The organism is Micromonospora sp. NPDC047756, assembly GCF_055587245.1.
In genome coordinates this window covers 13,142-35,195 of sequence record NZ_JBVJGQ010000006.1, presented here as the reverse complement: position 1 = coordinate 35,195, position 22,054 = coordinate 13,142, and the positions used below count along the sequence as shown (strand labels likewise).

At 65.3% G+C, this 22,054-nt stretch carries 13 protein-coding genes; 3 read left to right on the top strand and 10 right to left on the bottom strand.

Translation table 11 applies throughout. The features are described 5' to 3' along the window. Positions 1–106 precede the first annotated feature (106 nt). From ACZ6NZ_RS20095 to ACZ6NZ_RS20085, 3 genes are all read right to left on the bottom strand, one after another. Positions 107–1,351: a helix-turn-helix domain-containing protein gene (locus ACZ6NZ_RS20095; protein WP_465859511.1), complete on the bottom strand. Its 1,245-nt coding sequence runs from the start codon at positions 1,349–1,351 to the stop codon at positions 107–109. Further along, positions 1,338–1,499: a hypothetical protein gene (locus ACZ6NZ_RS20090; RefSeq protein ID WP_465859510.1), complete on the bottom strand. Its 162-nt coding sequence runs from the start codon at positions 1,497–1,499 to the stop codon at positions 1,338–1,340. Before ACZ6NZ_RS20090 ends, ACZ6NZ_RS20095 begins: the two co-directional genes overlap by 14 nt. A 124-nt stretch (positions 1,500–1,623) precedes the next feature. Beyond that, positions 1,624–2,814, bottom strand: a complete 1,191-nt coding sequence (locus ACZ6NZ_RS20085) for a helix-turn-helix domain-containing protein (protein WP_465859509.1) — start codon at positions 2,812–2,814, stop codon at positions 1,624–1,626. A gap of 255 nt (positions 2,815–3,069) precedes the next feature. Between ACZ6NZ_RS20085 and ACZ6NZ_RS20080 the strand changes: the two genes are divergently transcribed. After that, positions 3,070–5,382, top strand: coding sequence for a hypothetical protein (locus ACZ6NZ_RS20080; RefSeq protein ID WP_465859508.1), 2,313 nt, complete (start codon positions 3,070–3,072; stop codon positions 5,380–5,382). Between the two features lie 174 nt (positions 5,383–5,556). Here the strand turns inward: ACZ6NZ_RS20080 and ACZ6NZ_RS20075 are convergent, their stop codons facing one another. From ACZ6NZ_RS20075 to glgX, 6 genes are all read right to left on the bottom strand, one after another. Beyond that, positions 5,557–6,747 (bottom strand): helix-turn-helix domain-containing protein, encoded by a 1,191-nt coding sequence (locus ACZ6NZ_RS20075; RefSeq protein WP_465860104.1) that lies wholly within the window; start codon positions 6,745–6,747, stop codon positions 5,557–5,559. Positions 6,748–6,975: 228 nt separating this feature from the next. Further along, entirely contained in the window at positions 6,976–8,364 is a 1,389-nt protein-coding gene (locus tag ACZ6NZ_RS20070) for an ATP-binding protein (protein WP_465859507.1), read from the bottom strand. After that, entirely contained in the window at positions 8,361–10,589 is a 2,229-nt protein-coding gene (locus ACZ6NZ_RS20065) for an ATP-binding protein (RefSeq protein WP_465859506.1), read from the bottom strand. The genes ACZ6NZ_RS20070 and ACZ6NZ_RS20065 overlap by 4 nt, the downstream gene beginning before the upstream one ends. A gap of 897 nt (positions 10,590–11,486) precedes the next feature. Beyond that, positions 11,487–13,211: a malto-oligosyltrehalose trehalohydrolase gene (gene treZ / locus ACZ6NZ_RS20060; protein WP_465859505.1), complete on the bottom strand. Its 1,725-nt coding sequence runs from the start codon at positions 13,209–13,211 to the stop codon at positions 11,487–11,489. After that, a complete protein-coding gene (gene treY / locus ACZ6NZ_RS20055) occupies positions 13,208–15,514 on the bottom strand; it encodes a malto-oligosyltrehalose synthase (RefSeq protein ID WP_465859504.1) in 2,307 nt (768 codons plus the stop codon). The genes treZ and treY overlap by 4 nt, the downstream gene beginning before the upstream one ends. A 1-nt stretch (position 15,515) precedes the next feature. Further along, complete coding sequence (gene glgX / locus ACZ6NZ_RS20050; RefSeq protein WP_465859503.1) at positions 15,516–17,633, bottom strand: glycogen debranching protein GlgX; 2,118 nt, start codon at positions 17,631–17,633, stop codon at positions 15,516–15,518. A gap of 317 nt (positions 17,634–17,950) precedes the next feature. Here glgX and ACZ6NZ_RS20045 point away from each other — a divergent pair, with 317 nt between their 5' ends. Both ACZ6NZ_RS20045 and ACZ6NZ_RS20040 read left to right on the top strand, forming a co-directional pair. Beyond that, on the top strand, positions 17,951–19,414 hold the full coding sequence (locus ACZ6NZ_RS20045; RefSeq protein ID WP_465859502.1) for a glycosyltransferase family 4 protein: 1,464 nt from the start codon (positions 17,951–17,953) through the stop codon (positions 19,412–19,414). Between the two features lie 275 nt (positions 19,415–19,689). Then, positions 19,690–20,334, top strand: a complete 645-nt coding sequence (locus ACZ6NZ_RS20040; RefSeq protein ID WP_465859501.1) for a maleylpyruvate isomerase N-terminal domain-containing protein — start codon at positions 19,690–19,692, stop codon at positions 20,332–20,334. Between the two features lie 213 nt (positions 20,335–20,547). Here the strand turns inward: ACZ6NZ_RS20040 and ACZ6NZ_RS20035 are convergent, their stop codons facing one another. Continuing rightward, the gene (locus ACZ6NZ_RS20035; RefSeq protein WP_355009019.1) at positions 20,548–21,831 is read right to left on the bottom strand and encodes a citrate synthase; all 1,284 of its coding nucleotides are present in this window, start codon (positions 21,829–21,831) and stop codon (positions 20,548–20,550) included. Positions 21,832–22,054 lie beyond the last annotated feature (223 nt).

Sequence of the window (22,054 nt, the reverse complement as noted above, 5' to 3'; positions counted from 1 at the left end):
AGCGAGCCAGGGCCGCCGATGATGTCCCGTGACGGCATCGCGGTGAACTGACAGCACCCTTCGGCCGGTTGACGCGCACCGGTCAGGGCCGCGCTCCTCGGGACGGTCACCGGGTCAGGCCGACCAGCGTCGCCAGTCGCGCCACACCGGCCGGCGCCGGCTGCGCGCGGGCGACATCCGCGATGACGGTACGCGCCGACGCCCGGCACCGAACCTCAGCCGGCGCGACACTGTCCGCGTCCACCAGGGCGCGCGCCGCCCCGCGCACGTCGCCCAGGTGCAGGTACGCCCGCGCGACGTCGACCAGGTACGCACCCCGATACTCGGCCGGCAATCGCCGCCACCCCTCCCGCCGCACGACGCTTGAGTGCCCCCGTAGCGCCTCTGCGGCGTCACCCCGTTGTGCCGCAATGAGAACCCGGGTCAGCTCGATGGCGACCGGCCCAAAGCATGTGCGGTACGTGTCGTCGTACCCCCTCAGGCTGGCGGCGACCCCCGCGGCCCGGTCAATCAGCTCGTCGGCGCGGCGGTGCTCGCCGCATCCGGCGGCGGCCAATGCCCCTTGGACCAGCAACGTCCCACCCACCGCGCTCCCCCGGTGCTCGCCCTGACCTCGAAGGCCTTCTTGGCCTTCGTGATCAAGAGGTTTGGGGGCGATTTGATCTCCAGAAGTGCCGCAAACCTCTTGATCACCGCAGGAGGTCGAGGGTGGAAGGACGCGGTTGGCGGCGGGGAGCAGTGCGGCCAGGGCCAGGGGGTCGCGGTTGGAGGCGCGGAGCGCCTGGCCCACCGAGATGGCCGCTGCCGCCGCGAGGAACCTGTCGTCGCCGGCGGCGGTCATCGCACGGTCGGCGGCCAGCCAGGCGAGGTCGGCCTCGCCGAGCTTCACCAGCAGCGACGACGTGATCCGGTACGCCTGCACCAGCACCTCTGCCTTCTGCGCGGCCCGAGCGGCGTCGAGCAGACCCGGCACCACCCGCACCAACTGCCCGTAGTGCGCGTGCTGGTAGGTCAACCAGGCATGCCCCACCTGCCGTCGCAGCTCGTCCGTCTGCGGTGGAGCCTGCGGGATGTCGTAGCGGGCGAGTGCGGCCCGGATGTCGTCCACCCCGTCCGGCGTGCCCGCCGGGGTGCTCCGCGGCTGGCCGAGCAGCACCTCCGGGTCGACCCGCAGGACGTGGGCCAACTCCTGGATCACCGAGTACCGGTCCAGGGTGCGTGCACCCCGCTCGATCTTGTCCACCCAACTCTTCGACCTGCGCAACCGGTCGGCAAGCATCTGCTGCGTCATCGACCGCCGCACCCGCCACCGGGCCACCCGACGACCGATCGGGACGTCATCGTTGGTCACGCCGCCACCGCCGGTCCGGGACCGCGCGGGTCGTGTCGTCAACGGGTACGCGTTCCGCCTCGGCCTGGGCCAGGAGGCGCTGCTTGGCAGCCTCCCGCTCGGCCGCCTCACTGTTGTGCTCCGGAGCGTTGTCGTCCCGACCGCTCATCCCCGCCTCCTCCGGTGGAGGCCCAGCAGCTCAGGATCGACCGTTGCCGCGCTAGGCCCTCAGGACGTACTCACGTCCCAAACCGGACAGTAAGGCGGATTGGTGATGTAGTGATTACTGGCAGTTATGCGGCCAGGTTGATGCCGATACGGCCGGCTAGCAGGCGCAGCTCGTCGGGGATGGCTCGGCGCTGGGCGCGCTGGGCCAAGCTGACCACGGCATCCCGAGCGAGAGGGTTGATGGCGAAGGGGATCGGCGCAGCTCGCTCAGCCTGGACGAAGGCGGCAAGTGCCTCAACGTCTCGGCGACCGCCGTCCGCCAGGGCACGACCGAGGTCGAGCCAGTAGGACTGCTGGCGGATCGACGCTGCCAGCACCTGGGGTCGCACCGTCCTCGACAGCTCGATAACTCGGCCAGATTCGCCCTGCTCGGCGGCGATGGACATCTCCCACAGCCCGACGTTCGTTGGTCCGAAGCCACAGCCGTTGAAGCCGGCACCGTCGGCCGGATCTCCGAGGGTTGCCGCCTCGCGGGCCGCCTCTGCGAGGTGGTCGCGCGTCACGTCCAGGCGCCCACTCACTGCCGAGGTCAACGCAGCGGAGAGGTGGAGCTGACCGAGCATCTGTCGGACTCGTTCGTCGGCAGCGTCGGCTTGAAGTTCGGTCAGGGACCGGTCAGCAGCGCGGGCCGCTACGGCTGCAGACTCGATCGGCAGGCTCTGCGCGTAGGCGAACCGAGATGCGGCGATCCAGGCTGGATCTGCGGCGTGCTCGGCGACCGTCCCGGAGAGCCGGGCAGCGTTAAGGGCCAGGTGGCGGTATCCGAGGTTCCGCAGGCAGGTGGCGGCCTGGTAGGCCACCTGGACGAGCGCGGTTCCGCCCACGGCAGCGGCTTCAAGCAGCAGGTTGGGGAGCAGACGAGCCATAGCTGGGTAGTTGCAGGACGTACGGAGCTGTTCGGCGCGAGCGATCTCGGCGGTCAGCCGATCCGGTGTGTAGGTCGACGGGCGGCGCTCGCCATCCTCGATCTCGATCAGGGCGGACCAGATCGCTGGCACGTACTCGGCGGCGCTCTCACGGGCCGGATCGCCGGACTCGGTGCCCTGACCGAGCAGGTCCGCCACCGTGACCTGGAGGGCGGCAGCGAGCGCGACCAGAGTGGAGCGACGGTCGATCGTCTTCCGACCCGACTCAACCTGCGACACGTACGACTGGGTGACGCCAGCGAGCCCAGCGAGGACGGCCTGAGTCATTCCGCCACGGCGCATCCGCCAGTACCGGATTCTGGCACCGATGGTGTCCGGCTTCCTCGACATGCCTTCTTACTCTCTGGTAGCGGACCGGGATAACCGCCACGGACTCCCACCCCGGCATGGTCGTACCCTACACCGGCACAGGTGGCAGTGGTGATGCTGACTGCCTGAGGACGTTCTCCAAAGGCCATACATCGGATCGCGCGGCATCCGTCAGCACCGACCGATGTCGCTACAGATGCCAACGTCGCGCGGTGGGTGTGTCGGCTTGGTGACTACCCAGCCGAAACTAAGCGGTCAATCCTGTAGGTAAGGGCGATGCCTAACCTTCGCGAAGGTGAGCCCGAACAGTATCAGGCGGACGACATAGAGCAAATGACTGATGATCCGGAGCAGACGCCAGCCGATGACCGCGGCCGCTTCCTCCGACTGAAGGACGCGGCCTGGACTGCCGCTTACGTTGCGCGCGACTTAATCGTATGGGCATTCGAGTTCGCCTCCGCAATGAAAGAATACGAGGAGGAGTGGACGGAGAAACGCCGGCAGCGCCGACACGAACTTTTCACCAAGAGGGTCGTTTCCGAAATTCTGACCATGGCAGAGTTTTCCCACTCCGTAAGAGTTCACGGGTCGGCCTCCTTCGTCTCTTCGTACCTCAAGCAGCATGAAGGAGAAACTCTCCAGCACCATGCGGACCGCTACGAGGAGCTTCGATCCCAGGTGCGCCTGTGGACACTGCTCGTCTTGTGTCCTGCGACATACTTCTTGCTAGTCGGCCACGGGCTACCTGGTCTTTGGGTCGAAAACGATCGAAAATTTTCCTCGGAATTTCCCTCAACTCGCTGGCTAGAGGAGCTTCTCGACCCGCTGGGCACGGAAGGTGTCATTGCTGCCGGGTCGGCGCTGACCATTCTTATAGCGACTGCACTATACGGCACGTATGTTGAGATCCGAAGCCACTTTTCAAGGTATCCACGCGTTAGGACAGAAGCGAAGTGGGCCCTACTTCCGCATGTACGGGTAGCGCTCAACGCTTGGTCAGACCAAGAATCTCCCACCGAACTCAAGTTCGAGCAAGCCCCGGCCTTGAGTTCGTCCGCGGATCGCCAGTATCTAATCGAAAGGACAGAGATTGACCGTATCGCGACGTTAGTTCAGGAGCTGGGAGCCTCGGCTGTTGCAATTAGCGGCCCTCGTGGTGCCGGCAAGAGCACCTTGCTTCAAAGCATCGCGAGCAGCGATTACTTACGGGGCAGCCTTTGTATCTCACTAGAGGCTCCCGCTTCCTACGTGGCCAGAGACTTCGTCATCACCTTGTATCGACAGATCTGTGAGCACGTAATCTCGACGGTGTCCGGGATGACCGACTCTCCATCGAGGAAAGCCGGAAGGGTCCTATTTTCCGGAGTTCGAATACTGCTCGGATCCCTTGTGATCACGGTTGCATTAACCCAGTGGCGGCCAGCCAGGCCATTCCTTGGGTCTCACATTGATACACAACTCGCTCCCGAGAATTTGTTACAGGCAGCCAGCTACTCCGCTCTACTTATTGCGCTATATGTACTGGTCGGCAAGCTGCGCCCGTATCGGGGCCTGGCAGGAGCAACCGAATTGGTTGAGCGAGCAATTCGCGAGGAAGAACGCCTTCGCTTCCTTCAGAACGTATCCGTCGAGCGCACAGGTACGCTTAAAGCGAAAGTCGGCCTCGAGTTAGGTCGAAAACGCACAAGGCAACTTCTGGAACAGCCCGCCTCCCTGCCCGACCTGGTTCGCTCCTACAGGTCTTTTGCGGAGGACTCTTTGATTTGGTGGAGGCGCTTCTGGAAATCGGGCCATCTCGTCATAATTATTGATGAGTTGGACCGGGTTACTGAAGTTGAAGCCGCAGAGCGCTTCATTAACGACGTGAAGGGCATATTCGGAATCCGAAATTGCACGTATCTCGTTACAGTATCCGAAGATGCACTATCGCAATTTGAGCGCAGGATGGTAGGAATTCGACCAGTGTTGGACAGCACTTTCGATGAGGTCGTAAGGTTACCAGTGCTCGATTTTGTTCAGTCGAAGGAATTGCTCGAGCGCAGACTAGTTGGACTTCCTCACGCTTTCATAGCATTGTGCCATTCACTCAGCGGCGGAATTCCGCGGGATCTAATACGCGCCGCCCGGACCCTTATTGATCTTCGCCGAACTACCCGGCAAGTTGACCTCTGCAGGCTCACCCACGAAATCGTTCTTCAAGAAATCGGGCGCTTGAAATCCGGCTTGATCGGTCGCGTCAACAACGACCTGGCCGGTTCGGCAGCATTTCGTCTGCTCCGAGTGCTGGCGGATCCTGAGTGGCCAGCGCCAGACGTGGCTTATGTGCTGCGTTCCGCGTCTGAACTTATTCAGCAAGGGGAAGATGCTGAGGATGACGAGCGCGTCTCCACAGAGCTTGGCGTGGCACTGTACTACTATGGAACAATTTTGCAGGTCTTTGTGGACTTCGAGATCGACTCCATCAAGGATTTCGATCGTCTAGCTAAATCGGCTCAGTCGTTAGCAGTGGCGCGGAGCGTTATGCCTGCAAGTGTAGAGCTAGCTTACGTACACTTACAGAGACTTCGCGAGGAAGAGTGCCTTGATTAGGTAGGGAAGGGTCGGGCGCACCAGGCCGCCGAACTGGCCTGCAAACTCAGGCACAACGGGCCCAACCCAAGACCCCATTCGCGATCGGATCCAAGATCCGCCACCCGGATTACTCGTTCATGGCTGCATGGACGAAGCACTAGGGAGGAGTGGAGCTGCGGTTATTAGTCGCAGTTATGCAGCCAGGTTAACGCCGATGCGGTTGGCGAGCAGGCGCAACTCTTCGGGGATGGCCCGGCGCTGGGCCCGCTGAGCGAGGGTCACCACGGCATCCCGAGCGAGGGGGTGAATGGCGAACGGGATGGGTGCGGCTCGCTCGGCCTGGACGAATGCAACGAGGGCTTCGGGATCCCGACGACCGCCGTCCGCGAGCGCTCGCCCGATGTCGAGCCAGTAGGCCAGCTGGCGATTCGACGCCTTCAGCACCTGCGGCCGGATCGCCCTGGACAGCTCTATCACCTTGCCGGACTCGCCCTGCTCAGCCGCGATGGACATCTTCCAGAGCCCAACGTTGGTCGGACCGAAGCAGCAACCGTTGAAGCCACCTCCATCGGCTGGATCGCCCAGACCTGCCGCCTCGCGCGAGGCTTCGACGAGGTGGTCACGGGCGACGTCCGGGCGAGCATCCACGGCGGAGGCCAGCGCGGCCATCAGGTGGAGTTGACCAAGCATTTGCCGCACCCGGACGTCGGACGCGTCTCCCTGAAGCTCCATCAGCGACCGATCAGCGGCCTTGGCTGCGAGGCGTGCGGACTCGATCGGCAGGCTTTGCGCGTAGATGAACTGGGACGCGCCAATCCAAGCCGGGTCCTCGGCACTCTCAGCGGCGGCAACCGATACGCGGGCAGCATTAAGTGCCAAGTGGCGGTAGCCGAGGTGCCGAAGGCACGTGGAGGCCAGGTAGGTGACCTGGGCGAGCGTCGTCCCACCCACGGCGGCGGCTTCAAGCAATAGGCCCGGAAGGAGACGTGCCAACGCCGGGTAGTTGCACGCATTGCGAAGTTGGTCGGCGCGGGCGATCCCGGCGGCTAGTTGGTCGTTGGTGTAGGTCGACGGGCGCCGCTCGCCGTCTTCGATCTCTATCAGGACCGACCAGATCGCCGGCAGACACTCGGCGGCGCTCTCACGGGCCGGATCGCCCGGCTCAGTACCCTGTCCGAGCAGGTCGGCCACCGTGACCTGGAGTGCGGCGGCAAGAGCGACCAGAGTTGAACGGCGATCGATGGTCTTTCGACCCGACTCGACCTGCGAGATGTAGGACTGGGTGACGCCAGTGAGCCCCGCGAGAACCGCCTGGGTCATGCCCCCGCGGCGCATACGCCAGTACCGGATTCTGGCACCGATAGTGTCCGGCTTCCTCACCATGCCGACGGCCACCCCCAGGAAGAGGAGTCGATTGCGACGCTAAGCCGCTACCAGCGCACGGTACACCGCAGAGCACCGAAGTAGTGACGCTGAGCGGCCCTGTGGGCCTACCCGCGTGGCGCGTCATACCAGCCAGCACGCCATCGCTCGGCGATAGTTCAGCCCGCAGCCGGCCACGCCGCAGAACCGCGCCTCGGGGTGCCTCATATTGAGCTGCTGGGCCCACGATCAAGCATCCACAGTTCGCTGTTTCTCATGAGACAATTTCCGGGCACTAGCTTCGAACCGTCCGATCGCTTCTATGACTTCATTGGCGAAAATTCGGCATTGCGCTCGCTGGGCTTCATCTAGGACTTCGGGGCGCCCATGAGCGAGAGGTGCCCGGTATTGAGATAGGCCGACCAGAACACCTCTCCAGTAAACTTTGTCATTCTTTTCGAAGATTTTTTGGAAATGAGTCCACTCGGCCTGGACGACCGCCCAAAGATCGCCCGGATATGTGTAAGAAAGCCACGGGGCCTGCCGCGAAAACATCTTTTGGTCGCGCGCCATCTTATCCAGAGCCTCACTCCTTGCACGGGCGATGGCCGGACTCTTTTTCGCCACCAGCTTTGGCCAATCACTGCCATATGCCTCCAGCATTTGGGCTTCGATTACGGCTCGCAATCGCACTTCGGCTTGACCAAGCACGCCCCACGGATCCAGACTCCAAGTGCGTTGTCTTAACGCATTGCGGAAGACTTCCTGATTGGATAGGGCGACTTGCTCTGCAGGATTATCACTATCTTGCAGGGGAATTATGCCCAGAAGCGCTAGTTCTTGCTTCTCGAATAACATGTCCTCAATTATTGGACCTAGCACAAATTGGGCGGCGGCGTCAACCAAACCAATTTCGCTTAGGTAGTCGATTACTCTCAATAATAGCTTCGACCGCTCGAGGTCAGCAGCGCGCCCCGGATAACGGTCAGGCCGAACTGTCAGCCAGTACTTCACGAGTGCCGGGTGACCTCCGGACCACTTCAGGCACTCGCCAGCTTCGGTCAAGCTAATACCTTTTGCATCAGGCACGAAAGAGTCTATATCTTCGACGGAGACACCACCCAGGAACTCCGTATAACAAACGCTGGCGAGCGTCGAAATTCCGCTAACTTTCGCTTCGATAGACGGTAGAGATCTTCGTGAGAGAATAAGGGCAGTACAAGGCAACGTTTCTGGACGATGAACAAGCTCACGAAAAAGCAGTAAGAATTCCTGCCCGTCGTCAAAGTGCAAAACTCGATCAAACTGATCTAGAATAAGCATCACATGGCAGCCAGCTTGCTCAATTTGCAGCCGCGCCGCCTTCCAAGCCGCATTCGTATGCGATGGAGAAGAAGTTCGAGCTTCGCGCCGCGATTTAGGTGAAGTTAAGTTGGCTATCTCATGAAAGAGTTCTCGCCCAGACATGACCGTCGAGAGGTCCACCCGCACAACATGAGCCTGATTGCCGTCGAGGTTGGAAATGACGCGATCTGAGATCCAGGACTTTCCAGAACCTGGACTGCCATGCAGTGCAACGTTTGCCGGAGCACTAAGTAGTGCGCATACTCGTTCGGGAAGATCTTTCCGGGAAGTCAAGATGCCCTCCGCCTGAGATAGTCGGCATACAGCAAGACGCGAATCGCAACGCCAGCTTCCGTCTCGCGAATAACTCCACGCATCCGAAGGTCCTCGAGCGCCTTCATTTGTCTTGCTTCGAGTTGCAGTACCTCAATAGAGATTGGGTGATTCTGACTTCCAGAAAGGAGCGCAATCCTCCGAAGCACTTCCGTCGCAAGGCGTGAACCGTCCTCTTCATCTTCCTCGGTCATGGCCGAAAGCAAAGAATGGGTATTATCAGCGCTAACTAGGCAGTCGAACTTATGACGCTCGATGCAGTCATTGCCCGACAAGAGGCTCTCGACCGCCTCCTCGACATCGCTTTGCGTGATATTCGGCCGTCTCCGCGAGTTTACGAATTCGATAATACGGTCACAAAGTATTTGCGTGAAGAAAGGATGACCGTCAGTATAGGTCGCGATCGTGCTTAAAGCATAGCCCGAATATCGACTAGCATTTTGTGACGTCCGCACAGGGACATCAGCCAAGGCCTGAGTTTCCTCAAGGCTTAAATAACCCAACCTACGGGTAGTCATTACACTAAATTCATTGGGATAAGACTCGAGAAATCTCGGCATAGTGTCTTGCCCCACCAACAAAGCAGAAAAGAGGCGGGCCTCCAGAATCCCCTTGAGCTGCCGCATGAAGTCTCGAAGTTCGTTGTGCTCGCGTGGCTCCATTCCGCGCCGCCGTAAAATCTCATGCAGATACGTGAACTCGTCTACGACGACTACAAACGGTGTCGTCGAAAACCCCGCCTTTCGGAGCACAGCTCGACCTGCTTCTCGAGCCCGCTGCAAACTTCGAAGCGGACGCCGCTCAATCGTTGCCGCGTCTGGCCAGCGCGCCAGGAGCGGATCCGATAGTTCAGCTGGCAACTTGCGGTCCAATTGCTGACGGAATTGATCAAGTATTTCCTCAACGAAGTCAACCGTCATACTTCTTCGATCGATTGTCCCCATCGACAGACTGGCAACCACTGCCCCTCGTTCAATCAAGCGGAGCTTAACCTGCTCTAGGACACTTGACTTGCCGGTGCGCTGCTGTCCGTACAGGGCGTAGCACATTCCTCCTGGGAGCTTTGCCAACTCCCTGACAAACTCTTCAATCAGGTCTTTTCGACCGAAGAACATTTCACGTCTTGAAACAGGAAGGCCGCCAGCATAGGCCCGGAATGGATTGGCAATTTCCTGGTGCTCTTCTTTGCCATGAATTTTGACAATAAGAGTTTGCCTAGGCGTTTCCAGAACAACGCCACCGGGTCCGATGAAAGTCAGGTGTGCATCAACCCGAACCTCGGTCCTGGACCCCTGCTTCCTGTTATCTCTCATCCTCGCCGTCAGGATGGGCGATTCTCCGGCTCGCAATACTTGAACAGACGGAAGACCGCCGATCACCTTCAAACTTCTAAACTTATCGAGAATCAGTCGAACGTTGCGTACACTGGGCGAAGGTTGATCGAGTGACACCCGGACAGGAAGCTCGAACTCATTGTCGTTGCCACGGGTCACATTTACCGTATCCTGCGTCAGGATCCGCGGCGCGGAGCCTCCTCGTTCCGCTAAAGCCTCTGAGTGCCCCCGCTCAATATCTATCAGCGCCTGAAAAATTGCGTCGAGAGCCGCCGGTAGCGTTCGTGCGCGACCCTGATGGCCGCGACCCTCTCTTACGCTCTGTACAGCATTTACAAAACTAGCTCTCGCTTCAAATCCTGAGGCTTCAGCCTCATCTCCAGATTTTAGTAAGCAGAGGAGATTTTGAGCAACTTCAACGACAGCTCTCGCTCGTTGTTGGTTGACTGTTGAAGTGATGAAACGCTGATCTTGGGAAAGACGCGCTAAGATCAGTTCCGTCCGTTTTACGAGATCGAGTTCTAGGTTTGCAAGATCAAGTGCCTCCTGCAGTCCTCGTGCGATTGCACCTTGGCTACGATCAGAGATCGGGCCCTGGCGGGGTTCGGGCTTCGAGGAAACTCCCTGCCGAGGGGCGAGCCGCCGCAATCGACGCTCGACTACGGGCTCCCGCGCCTTGGCCGATGTAATAACTCTCATCGGGACTGTGATCTCTCGACCATCACCCCTTTTCAATGTAATCTCGGCATTGGCAACCCTTACAACCTCAGCCACCAAAGAGTAGGAAGAGCGCGTCCCGGCGAGCTCCACGTCATAGCTAACTCCGACTTTTAGCTTATTATTAGACTCCAAGATCCCACACTTCCTCGCAAGCCTTAGCGTCGATCGCTCCGCATGCGCGCCGCTCTAAGGCGCGAAGACCCTACGGATGTACTCAACTCCACAAGGCCTCAGGCGTCAATACCGTCATTCGCAACGCTCGGCCGAACGAGATCGCGCTTCGCGTCTGCTTTGAGGCTCTGACGATGTGCGGTGCCGTTGACGGGGGCAGCGGCAGCCAGCGGTTGCACAGGCTCAAGTGCGCCGAGCGACCCCGCCATGCGCGGCAGCGCCATGCCTTCTTGGCCGCGCTTGAGGTCGACCTTCAGGTGGCGCTAGCTGTTCGCGCACGCCCAATTGACGAGCTAGCCGGCGGGGTCGAAGTCGGCCAACGCGCCATGTCGGCGTAGCGACATGGGTGGCAGACGTACCCCTTTTCGGGCTGCAGCCTAACGAAGAGTTGTTGAACGCTCGGACGATCGGCAGGTCGAGAGTTGCGACGAACGGACGTCTCGTCCGGCCAAGGAGCTGCGCTGTCATGACCCAACCATGGAGCACAGTGTCGGGTTTCCGACTCAGTCAAGCCTCTCAGAGTCTCACTGCCATGCCGGAGTTGCCTGCTGTAGGTTCGCAGATCTAGTTCAACGGGCTCGGTCAAAGTCGACGGCTTCGGCACTCACTGAACCGTCATCTTGTATTTGGAAGTGTCTAATGACGAAGTTTCGTCCAATGCGGGTTTACGGACGCATTTCAGGGGCGCAGCTCAACGCCTAGCTCTGGCGCGGGCATTCTAGACCGAGAAAGTTGGACAGACTTCTGGGGCTCCGCATCCAGTGTCGAAAAAGTTCGACATCCCCGTCCAGCATCGGACTTGGCTTTGGACGCGAGTGACGCCGCCTCAACCAAGGTCTATTATTTGATTCGTATTGACTAGAGCGCCACGATCGCCGCAGTCTCCGCCGGCAGCTGGATCCGGTCCCGCATCACTGTGACGCCCTCCCCCGTGGCCAGGAGCACCCGCCGCGCCACCCCAGGCAGCGACACCCCCTGCCCCCGCCCAGCAAAGTTCGCCACCACCAGCGTGTCCCCCCGCCGCATCACCAGGAACTGGTCCCCGTGCTGCACCGACACCTCGTGCAGCCGAGGATCCGACAGGTCCGAGGTCGAGCGCCGCAGAGCGATCAACCGCTGGTAGAACGACAGCATCGACGCATGCTCAGGCTTGTCCAGCTCAGCCCAGTCCAACCGCGACCTAATGAACGTCTCCGGGTCCTGCGGGTCCGGCACGTCCCCCTCCGGCCACCCATGCGCCGCGAACTCCCGCCGCCGCCCCGTCCGCACCGCAGAAGCCAACTCCGGCTCCGGGTGCGAGGTGAAGAACTGCCACGGCGTGGAGGCAGCCCACTCCTCCCCCATGAACAGCATCGGAGTGAAGGGCGCCGTCAACAGCAGGACAGCGCCGACCCGGAGCAGCGCAGGCGAGAGAGAGGCCGAAATCCGATCCCCGGTGGCGCGGTTCCCGATCTGATCATGGTTCTGCAAATAAGCAACGAGCCGATGCCCAGGGACGCGGGAATCCAGCGGCCGCCCGTGGTGCCGGTTCCGGAAGCTGGACCAGGTCCCCGCGTGGAAGAACCCGCCGGTCAGCACGTCCGACAGCGTCTCCAACGAGCCGAAGTCGCCGTAGTAGCCCTGCCGCTCCCCCGTCAGCAGCGTGTGCAGCGCGTGGTGGGCGTCGTCGTTCCACTGGGCGTGCAGGCCGAACCCGCCGGCCTCCCGGGGCGTGATGAGCCGCGGGTCGTTGAGGTCCGATTCGGCGATCAGCGACAGCGGTCGCCCGAGGTGCGTCGACAGCGACTCGACCTCGATGGCCAGCTCTTCGAGCAGCGGCACCGCCCGGGTGTCCGGCAGCGCGTGCACGGCGTCCAGGCGTAGGCCGTCGACGTGGTAGTCGCGCAGCCACATGAGCAGGCTGTCGATGATGTAGCGGCGTACCTCGTCGGAGTGCGGGCCGTCCAGGTTGACCGAGCGGCCCCAACTGTTGCTCTGCTCGGCGAGGTACGGACCGAACTGCGGCGCGTAGGCCCCGGAGGGCCCGAAATGGTTGTAGACAACGTCGAGGATCACCCCCATCCCGCGCGCGTGGGCGGCGTCGACGAACCGTTTCAGGCCGTCGGGGCCGCCGTAGGGCTCGTGGGGGGCGTACCAGCAGACGCCGTCGTACCCCCAGTTGTGTTCGCCGTTGAAGGCGTTGACCGGGAGCAGCTCGATCAGGTCGACGCCCAGCGAGACGAGGTGGTCGAGGCGGTCGATGGCCGCGTCGAAGGTGCCGTCCGGGGTGAAGGTGCCGATGTGCAGCTCGTAGAGGATGCTGCCGGGCAGCTGCCGGCCCGTCCAGGAGGAATCACTCCACTGGAACGCAAGATGGTCGTAGCGGCGGCTGGGCCCGTGCACTCCCGCAGGCTGCCACGGTGACCGGGGGTCGGGCAGTGGGGTTTCGTCGTCGTTCAGCAGAAAGGAGTAGTCGGGGCCGGCGTCGGGCACGTCGACCTGCCACCAGCCGTCGGCGGCGGCGTGCATCTCGTGGTCGGTGTCGCCCTCCAGGCGCAGTCGCACCCGGGTGGCGTCCGGTGCCCAGACGGAGAATTCGGTCATGAAACGGCCTCCTCGGCAGCGGTGGGAGGAGCCAGCAGAGCAACGGGGTAATCGGCCAGGAGGGTGTCCAGCGGCGTCTCTCCGCCACTGTAGACCCGCCCGGTGAACAGGTCCTTCATCTCGTGAACGGGAAGTGACAGGGCTGTGTCACACCACCCGCCGGCGCGTGCCAACCCGAGCGGCAGTCGGGTCGCCACGGCGATCACCCCACCCCGGTCGAAGGCCACCGCGTGCCGGCTCACCGGCCCCTGCGCCGGGACCGGCCGGTAGGTGGTGAACAGCTCCGGGTGCGCCCGGCGCAACCGCAGGGTCCGCGACACGACGAGCAGCTTCGCCGCTCCGTCGGTGTCGACCGGGGGACGCCAGCCGCCGTCGATGCGGGCCAGCATCTCTCGGCGTACGTCGAAGTCGACCGGGCGGCGGTTGTCGGGGTCGACCAGGGAGTTGTCCCACAGCTCGGTGCCCTGGTAGGTGTCCGGCACGCCGGGCATGGTGAGTTGGATGAGCTTCTGCCCCAGCGAGTTGCACCAGCCGGCCGGGGTGATCGCGGCGGCGAGTTCGGTCAGCTCGTCGTGCAGGCTCGGGTCGTCGTACATCCGGTCGACCACGTCGTGCAGCGCCTGCTCGAAGGCCGGGTCCGGGTCGGCCCAACTGGTCGAGGCCCCGGCCTCCCGGGCGGCCTTCTCCACGTACGCGTGCAGCCGCTCGCGTTCGATCGGCCACGCGCCCACGGCGGTCTGCCAGAGCAGGTGGGCGAACGCCGGGTCGGGCAGCGGCGCGTACTCCATCCAGCTCTTGACCTGCTCCGCCCAGCGGCCCGGCAGTTCGCTGAGCACGGCGAGGCGGGCGCGGACGTCCTCACCCCGTTTGGTGTCGTGGGTGGAGATGGTGGTCATGCTGGCCGGCCAGCGGACCTGTTGGGCGGTGGCGAAGCGGTGGAACTCCGCGGGTGGCACGCCGAAGCGGACCGGGCTGTCGCCGACCTCGTTGAGCGCGACGAACCGGGTCCACCGGTAGAAGGCGGTGTCCTCCACGCCCTTGGCCATCACCGCGCCGGTGAGCTGCGGGAACCGCATACCCAGCTCGTCGTCGGGGTTGCGCAGCCGGCGGGTCACCTGGTCCAGGGCGCCGACCAGGTCGGGGCGGCGGCGACCCGCCTCGGAGCGGGCGGCGGCCAGCAGCCGGGCGCCGTGCGGCGGGTAGCCGCGGTAGACGGCGAAGGCGGCGGCCAGCTCAGCGAGCGCCGTGCGGGCCTGCTCGGTGGGCACCTCGGGGGCAAGGGCGGCCAACCGGGTCAGCTCGGCGGCGAGCAACTGGGTGGCGGCGGCCATCTTGGTGGAGTGGGTCAGGTTCTCCCAGGAGATCTGCTGGCCGTTGAGATGGGTGTCCAGCACGGTGAAGTCGCCCTCGGCGTCGATGTCGATGAAGAGCCCACCGACCATGGCCAGGGCGTCGTAGCCGGTGGTGCCGTCCACCGGCCAGTCCGGCAGCTCCTCGCCGTACTCCAGGATCTTCTCCACCACGAGCCAGGCGTCCGGCGCGGCCTCCCGCAGGCGGGCTAGGTAGCCGGCCGGGTCGCGCAGACCGTCGGGGTGGTCGACGCGGATGCCGTCGACCTCCCCGGCGGCGGCCCAGCGCAGGACCAGCTCATGGGTGGCGGCGAAGACCGCCGGGTCCTCCACGCGCAGGCCCGCCAGGCCCGCGATGGCGAAGAACCGGCGGTACGTCAGCTCGGCGTCACCGCGCCGCCAGGAGATCAACTCGTAGTGCTGCCGGTCGTGGACCTCCCGGGCGGTGCCGTCGCCCGTGCCGTCGGCGACCGGGAAGCGGTGCTCGTGGTAGCGCAGCTCCCCGTCGACGAGCTTGAGGTCGTCCAGGGCGGCCGGGTCGTCGGCCAGCACCGGCAGCAGCAGCCGGCCCCGGTCCCAGTCGATGTCGAACCAGTCGGCGTACGACGAGTCGCGCCCCCGGCGCAGCACGTCCCACCACGCCGGGTTGGCTGCCGGGACGGCGACTCCGGCGTGGTTGGGCACGATGTCGACGACCAGGCCGAGCCCCCTGTCACGCAGGGCGGCCAGCAGCCGCTGCCGGGCGGCCTCCCCGCCCAGTTCCGGGCTGACCGCCCGGTGGTCGACCACGTCGTAGCCGTGCTGCGAGCCGGGGGTGGCGGTCAGCAGCGGGGCGCTGTAGAGGTGGCTGACGCCGAGGTCGTCCAGGTAGTCGACGATCGCGGCGGTGGCGTCGAGGTCGAAGCCGGGACGGACCTGGATCCGGTAGGTGGCCTCGGGAGGGGTGGCCGGCATGTCAGATCATCCTCTCCAGCACGACGAGGGACCGGTCCGGCACCCGGATGGTGCCGCCCGCGCTGATCACCGTGGCGTCGTCCGGCTCGGGTTCGGCGGTGCTGATCACCCGTTCCCACTTCTGGCCGTACTCGCTGCCGGGCATGGTGAAGTCCAGTGGCGCGTCGTGGGCGTTGAAGCAGAGCAGGAACGACGCGTCGTGGTGCTTCTGGCCGTACTGTCCCCGCTCGCGGATGCCCTCGCCGTTGACGAAGAGCGCCACCGAACGGCCGAAGTCGTTGCCCCAGTCCTCGCCGGTCATCTCCCGCCCGTCCGGGGTGTGCCAGGCCAGGTCGGGCAGCGGCTCGTCGATGCCGCGCCCGTTCACCGGCAGGCCGGTGAAGAATCGGCGACGCCGGAACACCTGGTGACGTTTGCGGAACGCGGTGAGCGTCTGCACGAACTCCAGCAGCTGCTCGTCGACGTTGTCCCAGTCGACCCAGGACAGCTCGCTGTCCTGGCAGTAGACGTTGTTGTTGCCGCGCTGGGTGCGGCCCAACTCGTCACCGTGGCCGATCATGGGCACGCCCTGCGACAGCATCATGGTGGCCAGGAAGTTACGCCGCTGCTTGGCCCGCAGCGCGAGGACCGCCTCGTCGTCGGTGTCGCCCTCGACCCCGCAGTTCCAGGAGCGGTTGTGGCTCTCGCCGTCCCGGTTGTCCTCGCCGTTGGCCTCGTTGTGCTTGTCGTTGTACGACACCAGGTCGTTGAGGGTGAACCCGTCGTGCACGGTGACGAAGTTGATGCTGTGGAACGGTCGGCGGCCGTCGTCCTGGTAGAGGTCGGCGGAGCCGGAGATGCGCGACGCGAACTCGGCGAGGGTGGCCGGCTCGCCGCGCCAGAAGTCCCGCACGGTGTCGCGGTATTTTCCGTTCCACTCCGTCCACAGCGGCGGGAAGTTGCCCACCTGGTAGCCGCCGGGGCCGACGTCCCACGGTTCGGCGATCAGCTTCACCCGGCTGACCACCGGGTCCTGCTGAACCACCTCGAAGAAGGTGGAGAGGCGGTCCACCTCGTAGAACTCGCGGGCCAGGGTGGCGGCGAGGTCGAACCGGAAGCCGTCGACGTGCATCTCGGTCACCCAGTAGCGCAGCGAATCCATGATCAGTTGCAGCGAGTGCGGGCTGCGCACGTTGAGGCTGTTGCCGGTGCCGGTGTAGTCGACGAAGTAGCGCCGGTCCTCCTCGCTGAGCCGGTAGTAGCTCGGCGCGTCCACGCCCTTGAAGCTCAACGTCGGCCCGAGGTGGTTGCCCTCGGCGGTGTGGTTGTAGACCACGTCGAGGATGACCTCGATGCCGGCCGCGTGCAACGCCTTGACCATGCCCCGGAACTCCTGCACCTGCTGGCCGAGGCGGCCCAGCGCCGAGTAGCCGTGGTGCGGGGCGAAGAAGCCGATTGTGTTGTAACCCCAGTAGTTGCGCAGCCCCAGGTCGACGAGGCGGTTGTCGTGGATGAACTGGTGCACCGGCATCAGCTCGATCGCCGTCACCCCGAGCCGGGTCAGATAGTCGATCATCGGCGGGGAGGCGATGCCCGCGTACGTGCCGCGCAGCTCCTCCGGGATGTCCGGGTGCCGCATGGTCAGCCCCCGCACGTGCGCCTCGTAGATCACCGAGTGGTGGTAAGGGGTGCGCGGCGGCTTGTCGTTGCCCCAGTCGAAGTACGGGTTGACCACGACCGACTTCGGCATGAACGGCGCCGAGTCGGTCTCGTTCATCCGCTCCGGGGCGTCCATGTCGTAGTCGTAGACCGCCGGGTCCCACTGGACGTCACCGTCGATGGCCTTGGCGTACGGGTCGATCAGCAGCTTGTGCGGGTTGCAGCGCAGCCCGTTCGCCGGGTCGTACGGGCCGTGCACCCGGTAGCCGTAGCGCTGCCCCGGCTCGATGCCCGGCAGGTACGCGTGCCACACGTACGCGTCCACCTCGCGCAGCTCGACGCGGCGCTCCGCGCCGGTGTCCCACTCGTCGAAGAGGCACAACTCGATCCGCTCGGCCACCTCGGAGAAGATGGCGAAGTTGGTGCCCATCCCGTCGTAGGTGGCGCCCAGGGGATACCGCTCGCCCGGCCAGACCTGCATGTCGCTCCTTCAACCCATGGTGATGTGCGCACCGGCCGAGACCGCCCGCGCGCGCCAGCAGGTAGTGCCCCCGACCCGGGCGCGCCAATCCATCCTTCCAGGCGCTGCCCGGAAACCACCCGTCTGAGCGGGCAACACCACTCGGGTGTCCTCCGTCACGATGACCCTTTTCGAGGTGCGTTCTCGGGCCCGATGGACTTTCCTTGATCCGGGACAAGCGTTCGCGCGTGCCCGCCAGGCCCTCGGCCACCCCTTACACCTCTCACTCCGCCGCCACCGACGCCGGCGCGCACCACCATGCATGGACGGAGATTGATGTGACGACCCTGCGGGTCGACGAGCAGCTCGCTGCCACCAAGGACCGGGCCCACCGGCCCACCCTGACCTCCCGGCCCCAGCTCCCGACCCAGCCCGGTCTTCCCGCGCCGTCCGGCCTGTCCGCGCAGCCCGGCGCGGTCGTGCCGGCGCAGCCCGGCCCCGGGGTGCCCCCGCAGACCCGTCGCATCCTCATGCTGTCCTGGGAGTACCCGCCGGTGCTCGTCGGCGGCCTCGGCCGACACGTGCACGCCCTGTCGGTAGCCCTGGCCGCCGCCGGCCACGAGGTCACCGTCGTCACCCGGCACAGCGAGGGCGCACCGCTGGAGGAGTACGCCGACGGCGTGCGCATCCTGCGCGCCCCCGAAGACCCGGTGACCTTCCCCCTCGCCACCGACTCGCTGCTGGCCTGGACGATGGCGTTCAACCACACCCTCACCCGCACCGCCCTGCGCGCCACCCAGGCCGGCTCGTACGACGTCATCCACGCCCACGACTGGCTCGTCGCGCACACCGCGATGACGTTGCGCGACCACCTGGACATCCCGCTGGTCAGCACGATCCACGCCACCGAGGCCGGCCGCCACCAGGGCTGGCTCCCGGAGGAGATGAACCGCACCATCCACGGCGTCGAGCAGTGGCTCAGCAGCGAGTCCAACCGGGTGATCGTCTGCTCCGGTTACATGCGCGACGAGGTCAACGCGCTGTTCGGCGTACCGGCCGGACGGGTCGACGTGGTCGCCAACGGCGTCGAGCCGCACCGCTGGCAGGTGCCCGCCCGCGCCGTGGCCGCCGCCCGCGCCCGTTTCGCCGCGGACGGCCCGCTCGTCACCTTCGCCGGCCGCCTCGTGTACGAGAAGGGCGTCCAGCACCTGATCGCCGCGCTCCCCCGACTGCGTGAGCGGCACCCCGGCCTGCGGGCCGTGATCGCCGGCGACGGCCCGTACCGTGCCGAGTTGGAGGCCGAGGTGCACCTCCGCGGCCTCGGCGGCATGGTCACCATGCCGGGCTTCCTGGGCGGCACCGACCTGCCGGCGCTGATGGCCGCGTCCGACTGCTTCGCCGTGCCGAGCATCTACGAGCCGTTCGGCATGGTGGCCCTGGAAGGGGCCGCCGCCGGCGCTCCCCTGGCCGTCGCCGCCACCGGCGGCCTCGGCGAGATCGTCGAGCCGGGCGTCACCGGGATGACCTTCCGCCCGCACGACCCGGACAGCCTCGCCGACGCCGTGGACGCGCTCCTGTCGGACCCCGACCGCGCCCGCGTCATGGCCCGCAACGCCCGCCGGACGGTCCACGACCAGTACGGCTGGGCCGCGATCGCCCAGCGCACCGCCGCCAGCTACGCCGCTGCCATCCAGCACGACGCCGCGTTCACCGCCGAGCGCGCCGAGCAGCGGATGTCGCAGGGCCGCGCCCTCCCGGCGCTTCCCGAGGGCAACCTGCTGGCCGCCGCCGGCCTGCGCTGACCCAGCCGGCCTGGTCTGGGCCCGGCCCGGTCTGGGCCCGGCGCGGTCTGGGCCCGGCGCGGTCTGGGCCCGGCTCGGCTCGGTCTGGGCCCGGCGCGGTCTGGGCCCGGCGCGGTCTGGGCCCGGCCCGGCCCGGTTGATCGACTCGGTTTCCTTGAAGTCGGGGTGTCCCAGTGCCGGGGACACCCCGACTTCCTGCAACGCGAGTCGATCTCGCCCTTTCGGGCGCGCCTCGCCGCTCGGCGCTCGTCGGTGGGGCCTGTCAGAATGTGCGAATGTCTCGTCCTGCCGACGCCCTGGATGCCAGCTTCCCGGTTGCCGCCTCGATCGCGCTGGACCTGATCCGTCGACCCGAGGTGTCGGAGCAGTGGTCGCTTCCGAGTGTGCTGCCGCACCTGTCCATCGGCGGCCTGGCGTGCCACCTGGGGCGGCAGGCGGTCCGGGTGGCGGAGCTGCTGCCGACGCCGAGCGACCTGCCGGTGCTGGAGTCGGCCGACGACCACTACGAGCGGGCCGCGTGGGTCAGCGAGGGAACCCCGGACGAAGCCTCGGTCGCCGCGAGCGACGACGAAGCCGACGCGACCCGAGGCCCCGCCGACCTGCACGCCCGATCCGCCGCCGCGCTGGAGGAGGCGGGCAACCTGCTGGCGCGCGGCGCGGTTGAGGACGTCGTACCGATTCCGTGGCAGGGCTGGGCCCTGCGGCGCGGTGACTTCCTGCTCACCCGCCAGTTGGAGATCGTGGTCCACTCCGACGACCTCGCGGTGAGCGTCGGCGTGCCCACACCGGAGTTCCCGGCGGAGGTCTTCGACCCCGTTCGCGACCTGCTGGTCCGCCTGGCCGTCCGCCGCCGTGGTCAGTCCGCGCTGATCAGCGCGTTGAGTCGCAGCGAGCGGGCGCAGGACATCTCCGCCTTCTGACCCCGCCCCGGCCGACAGTCAACCGTGATCGACTCGGGTCCCGTGAAGGCGCGGTATCCCAGCGCCGCCGATGCCCCGACTTTCAGGAAACCGAGTCGATCAAGCCAGGACCCGGCGGGGCCGACCGACATGTCGCGACCGAGAAGAAGCGACACGCGACAGGCCGCCGACCCGGAGGGGTCGACGGCCTGCTGGTGAAGCGAGGAGCGGAGGTCAGCGCTCGTTGAAGGGGACGTAGTCCCGCTCGGCGGAGCCGACGTAGACCTGCCGCGGACGGCCGATCTTGGTCTCCGGGTCGTTGATCATCTCGCGCCACTGGGCGATCCAGCCGGGGAGCCGGCCGAGCGCGAAGAGCACCGTGAACATCTTGGTCGGGAAGCCCATGGCCTTGTAGATCAGGCCGGTGTAGAAGTCCACGTTCGGGTAGAGCCGACGGGAGACGAAGAAGTCGTCGGCGAGGGCGATCTCCTCCAGCTCCATGGCGATGTCCAGCAGCGGGTCGGGCTTGGCCATCCGGCCCAGCACGTCCTGCGCTGCCTTCTTGACGATCGCCGCCCGCGGGTCGTAGTTCTTGTAGACCCGGTGGCCGAAGCCCATCAGCTTGACGCCGTCCTGCTTGTCCTTGACCTTGCGGACGAAGGACCGGACGTCGCCGTCGCCGGCGTGGATCTGCTGGAGCATCTCCAGCACCGCCTGGTTGGCGCCGCCGTGCAGGGGGCCGAACAGCGCGTTCACGCCGGCCGAGACCGAGGCGAACAGGTTGGCGTTGCTGGAGCCGACCAGGCGGACGGTCGACGTGGAGCAGTTCTGCTCGTGGTCGGCGTGCAGGACGAAGAGCATGTCCAGCACCTTCGACATCACCGGGTCGACCTCGTACGGCTCCGCCGGCACGCCGAACGTCATCCGCAGCAGGTTGTCCACGTACCCCAGCGAGTTGTCCGGGTACAGCAGCGGCTGGCCGATGGACTTCTTGTACGCGTACGAGGCGATGGTGGGGACCTTCGCCATCAGCCGGACCGTGGAGATCTCCACGTGCTCGGAGTCGAACGGGTCCAGGCTGTCCTGGTAGAAGGTGGACAGGGCGCTCACCGCGGACGAGAGCACCGCCATCGGGTGGGCGTCCCGGGGGAAGCCGTCGAAGAAGCGGCGCATCTCCTCGTGCAGCAGCGAGTGCCGCCGAATCCACTCGGTGAACTCGGTCAGCTGCTGCTCGGTCGGCAGCTCACCGTAGATGAGCAGGTAGGAGACCTCCAGGAAGGAGGACTTCTCGGCCAGCTGCTCGATCGGGTACCCCCGGTAACGCAGGATGCCCGCGTCGCCGTCGATGTAGGTGATCGCGGATGAGGCAGCGGCGGTGTTGACGAAACCGGGGTCGTACGTGGTCATCCCGGTTTCCTTCAGCAGCTTGCTCACCCCGACACCGGCGGGGCCCTCGACCGCAGGATGCACCGGCATCGACAGCTGCCCACCGGGGTGATCGAGCTTGACTTCCGTCATGTGGTTCCTCGCTTCGCCGGCAGATCTACGTTGAATTGCCTTCGCTTCTACCGTAATTGCGGCTCGGGGGACAACGCCCGCCGTGGTTCGGCGGTGAGGTATGCGTCACCCGATTCCCGACCGGGCGGCCGGGAAACCCGGTATCCCGCCAGACGGGACCGGACCGGGCGGGGGCCCGCAAGCCGAGCCGGATCAACCCGGCACCCAGGCCGGACCGGACCCG

What these genes read in the sequence shown, in the direction of transcription:
- glgX (WP_465859503.1), bottom strand. Translation starts at nt 17,633, where the DNA reads ATGCAGGTCTGGCCGGGCGAGCGGTATCCCCTGGGCGCCACCTACGAC.
- treZ (WP_465859505.1), bottom strand. Translation starts at nt 13,211, where the DNA reads ATGACCGAATTCTCCGTCTGGGCACCGGACGCCACCCGGGTGCGACTG.
- treY (WP_465859504.1), bottom strand. Translation starts at nt 15,514, where the DNA reads ATGCCGGCCACCCCTCCCGAGGCCACCTACCGGATCCAGGTCCGTCCC.
- ACZ6NZ_RS20075 (WP_465860104.1), bottom strand. Translation starts at nt 6,747, where the DNA reads ATGGTGAGGAAGCCGGACACTATCGGTGCCAGAATCCGGTACTGGCGT.
- ACZ6NZ_RS20035 (WP_355009019.1), bottom strand. Translation starts at nt 21,831, where the DNA reads ATGACGGAAGTCAAGCTCGATCACCCCGGTGGGCAGCTGTCGATGCCG.
- ACZ6NZ_RS20040 (WP_465859501.1), top strand. Translation starts at nt 19,690, where the DNA reads ATGTCTCGTCCTGCCGACGCCCTGGATGCCAGCTTCCCGGTTGCCGCC.
- ACZ6NZ_RS20085 (WP_465859509.1), bottom strand. Translation starts at nt 2,814, where the DNA reads ATGTCGAGGAAGCCGGACACCATCGGTGCCAGAATCCGGTACTGGCGG.
- ACZ6NZ_RS20090 (WP_465859510.1), bottom strand. Translation starts at nt 1,499, where the DNA reads ATGAGCGGTCGGGACGACAACGCTCCGGAGCACAACAGTGAGGCGGCC.
- ACZ6NZ_RS20080 (WP_465859508.1), top strand. Translation starts at nt 3,070, where the DNA reads ATGCCTAACCTTCGCGAAGGTGAGCCCGAACAGTATCAGGCGGACGAC.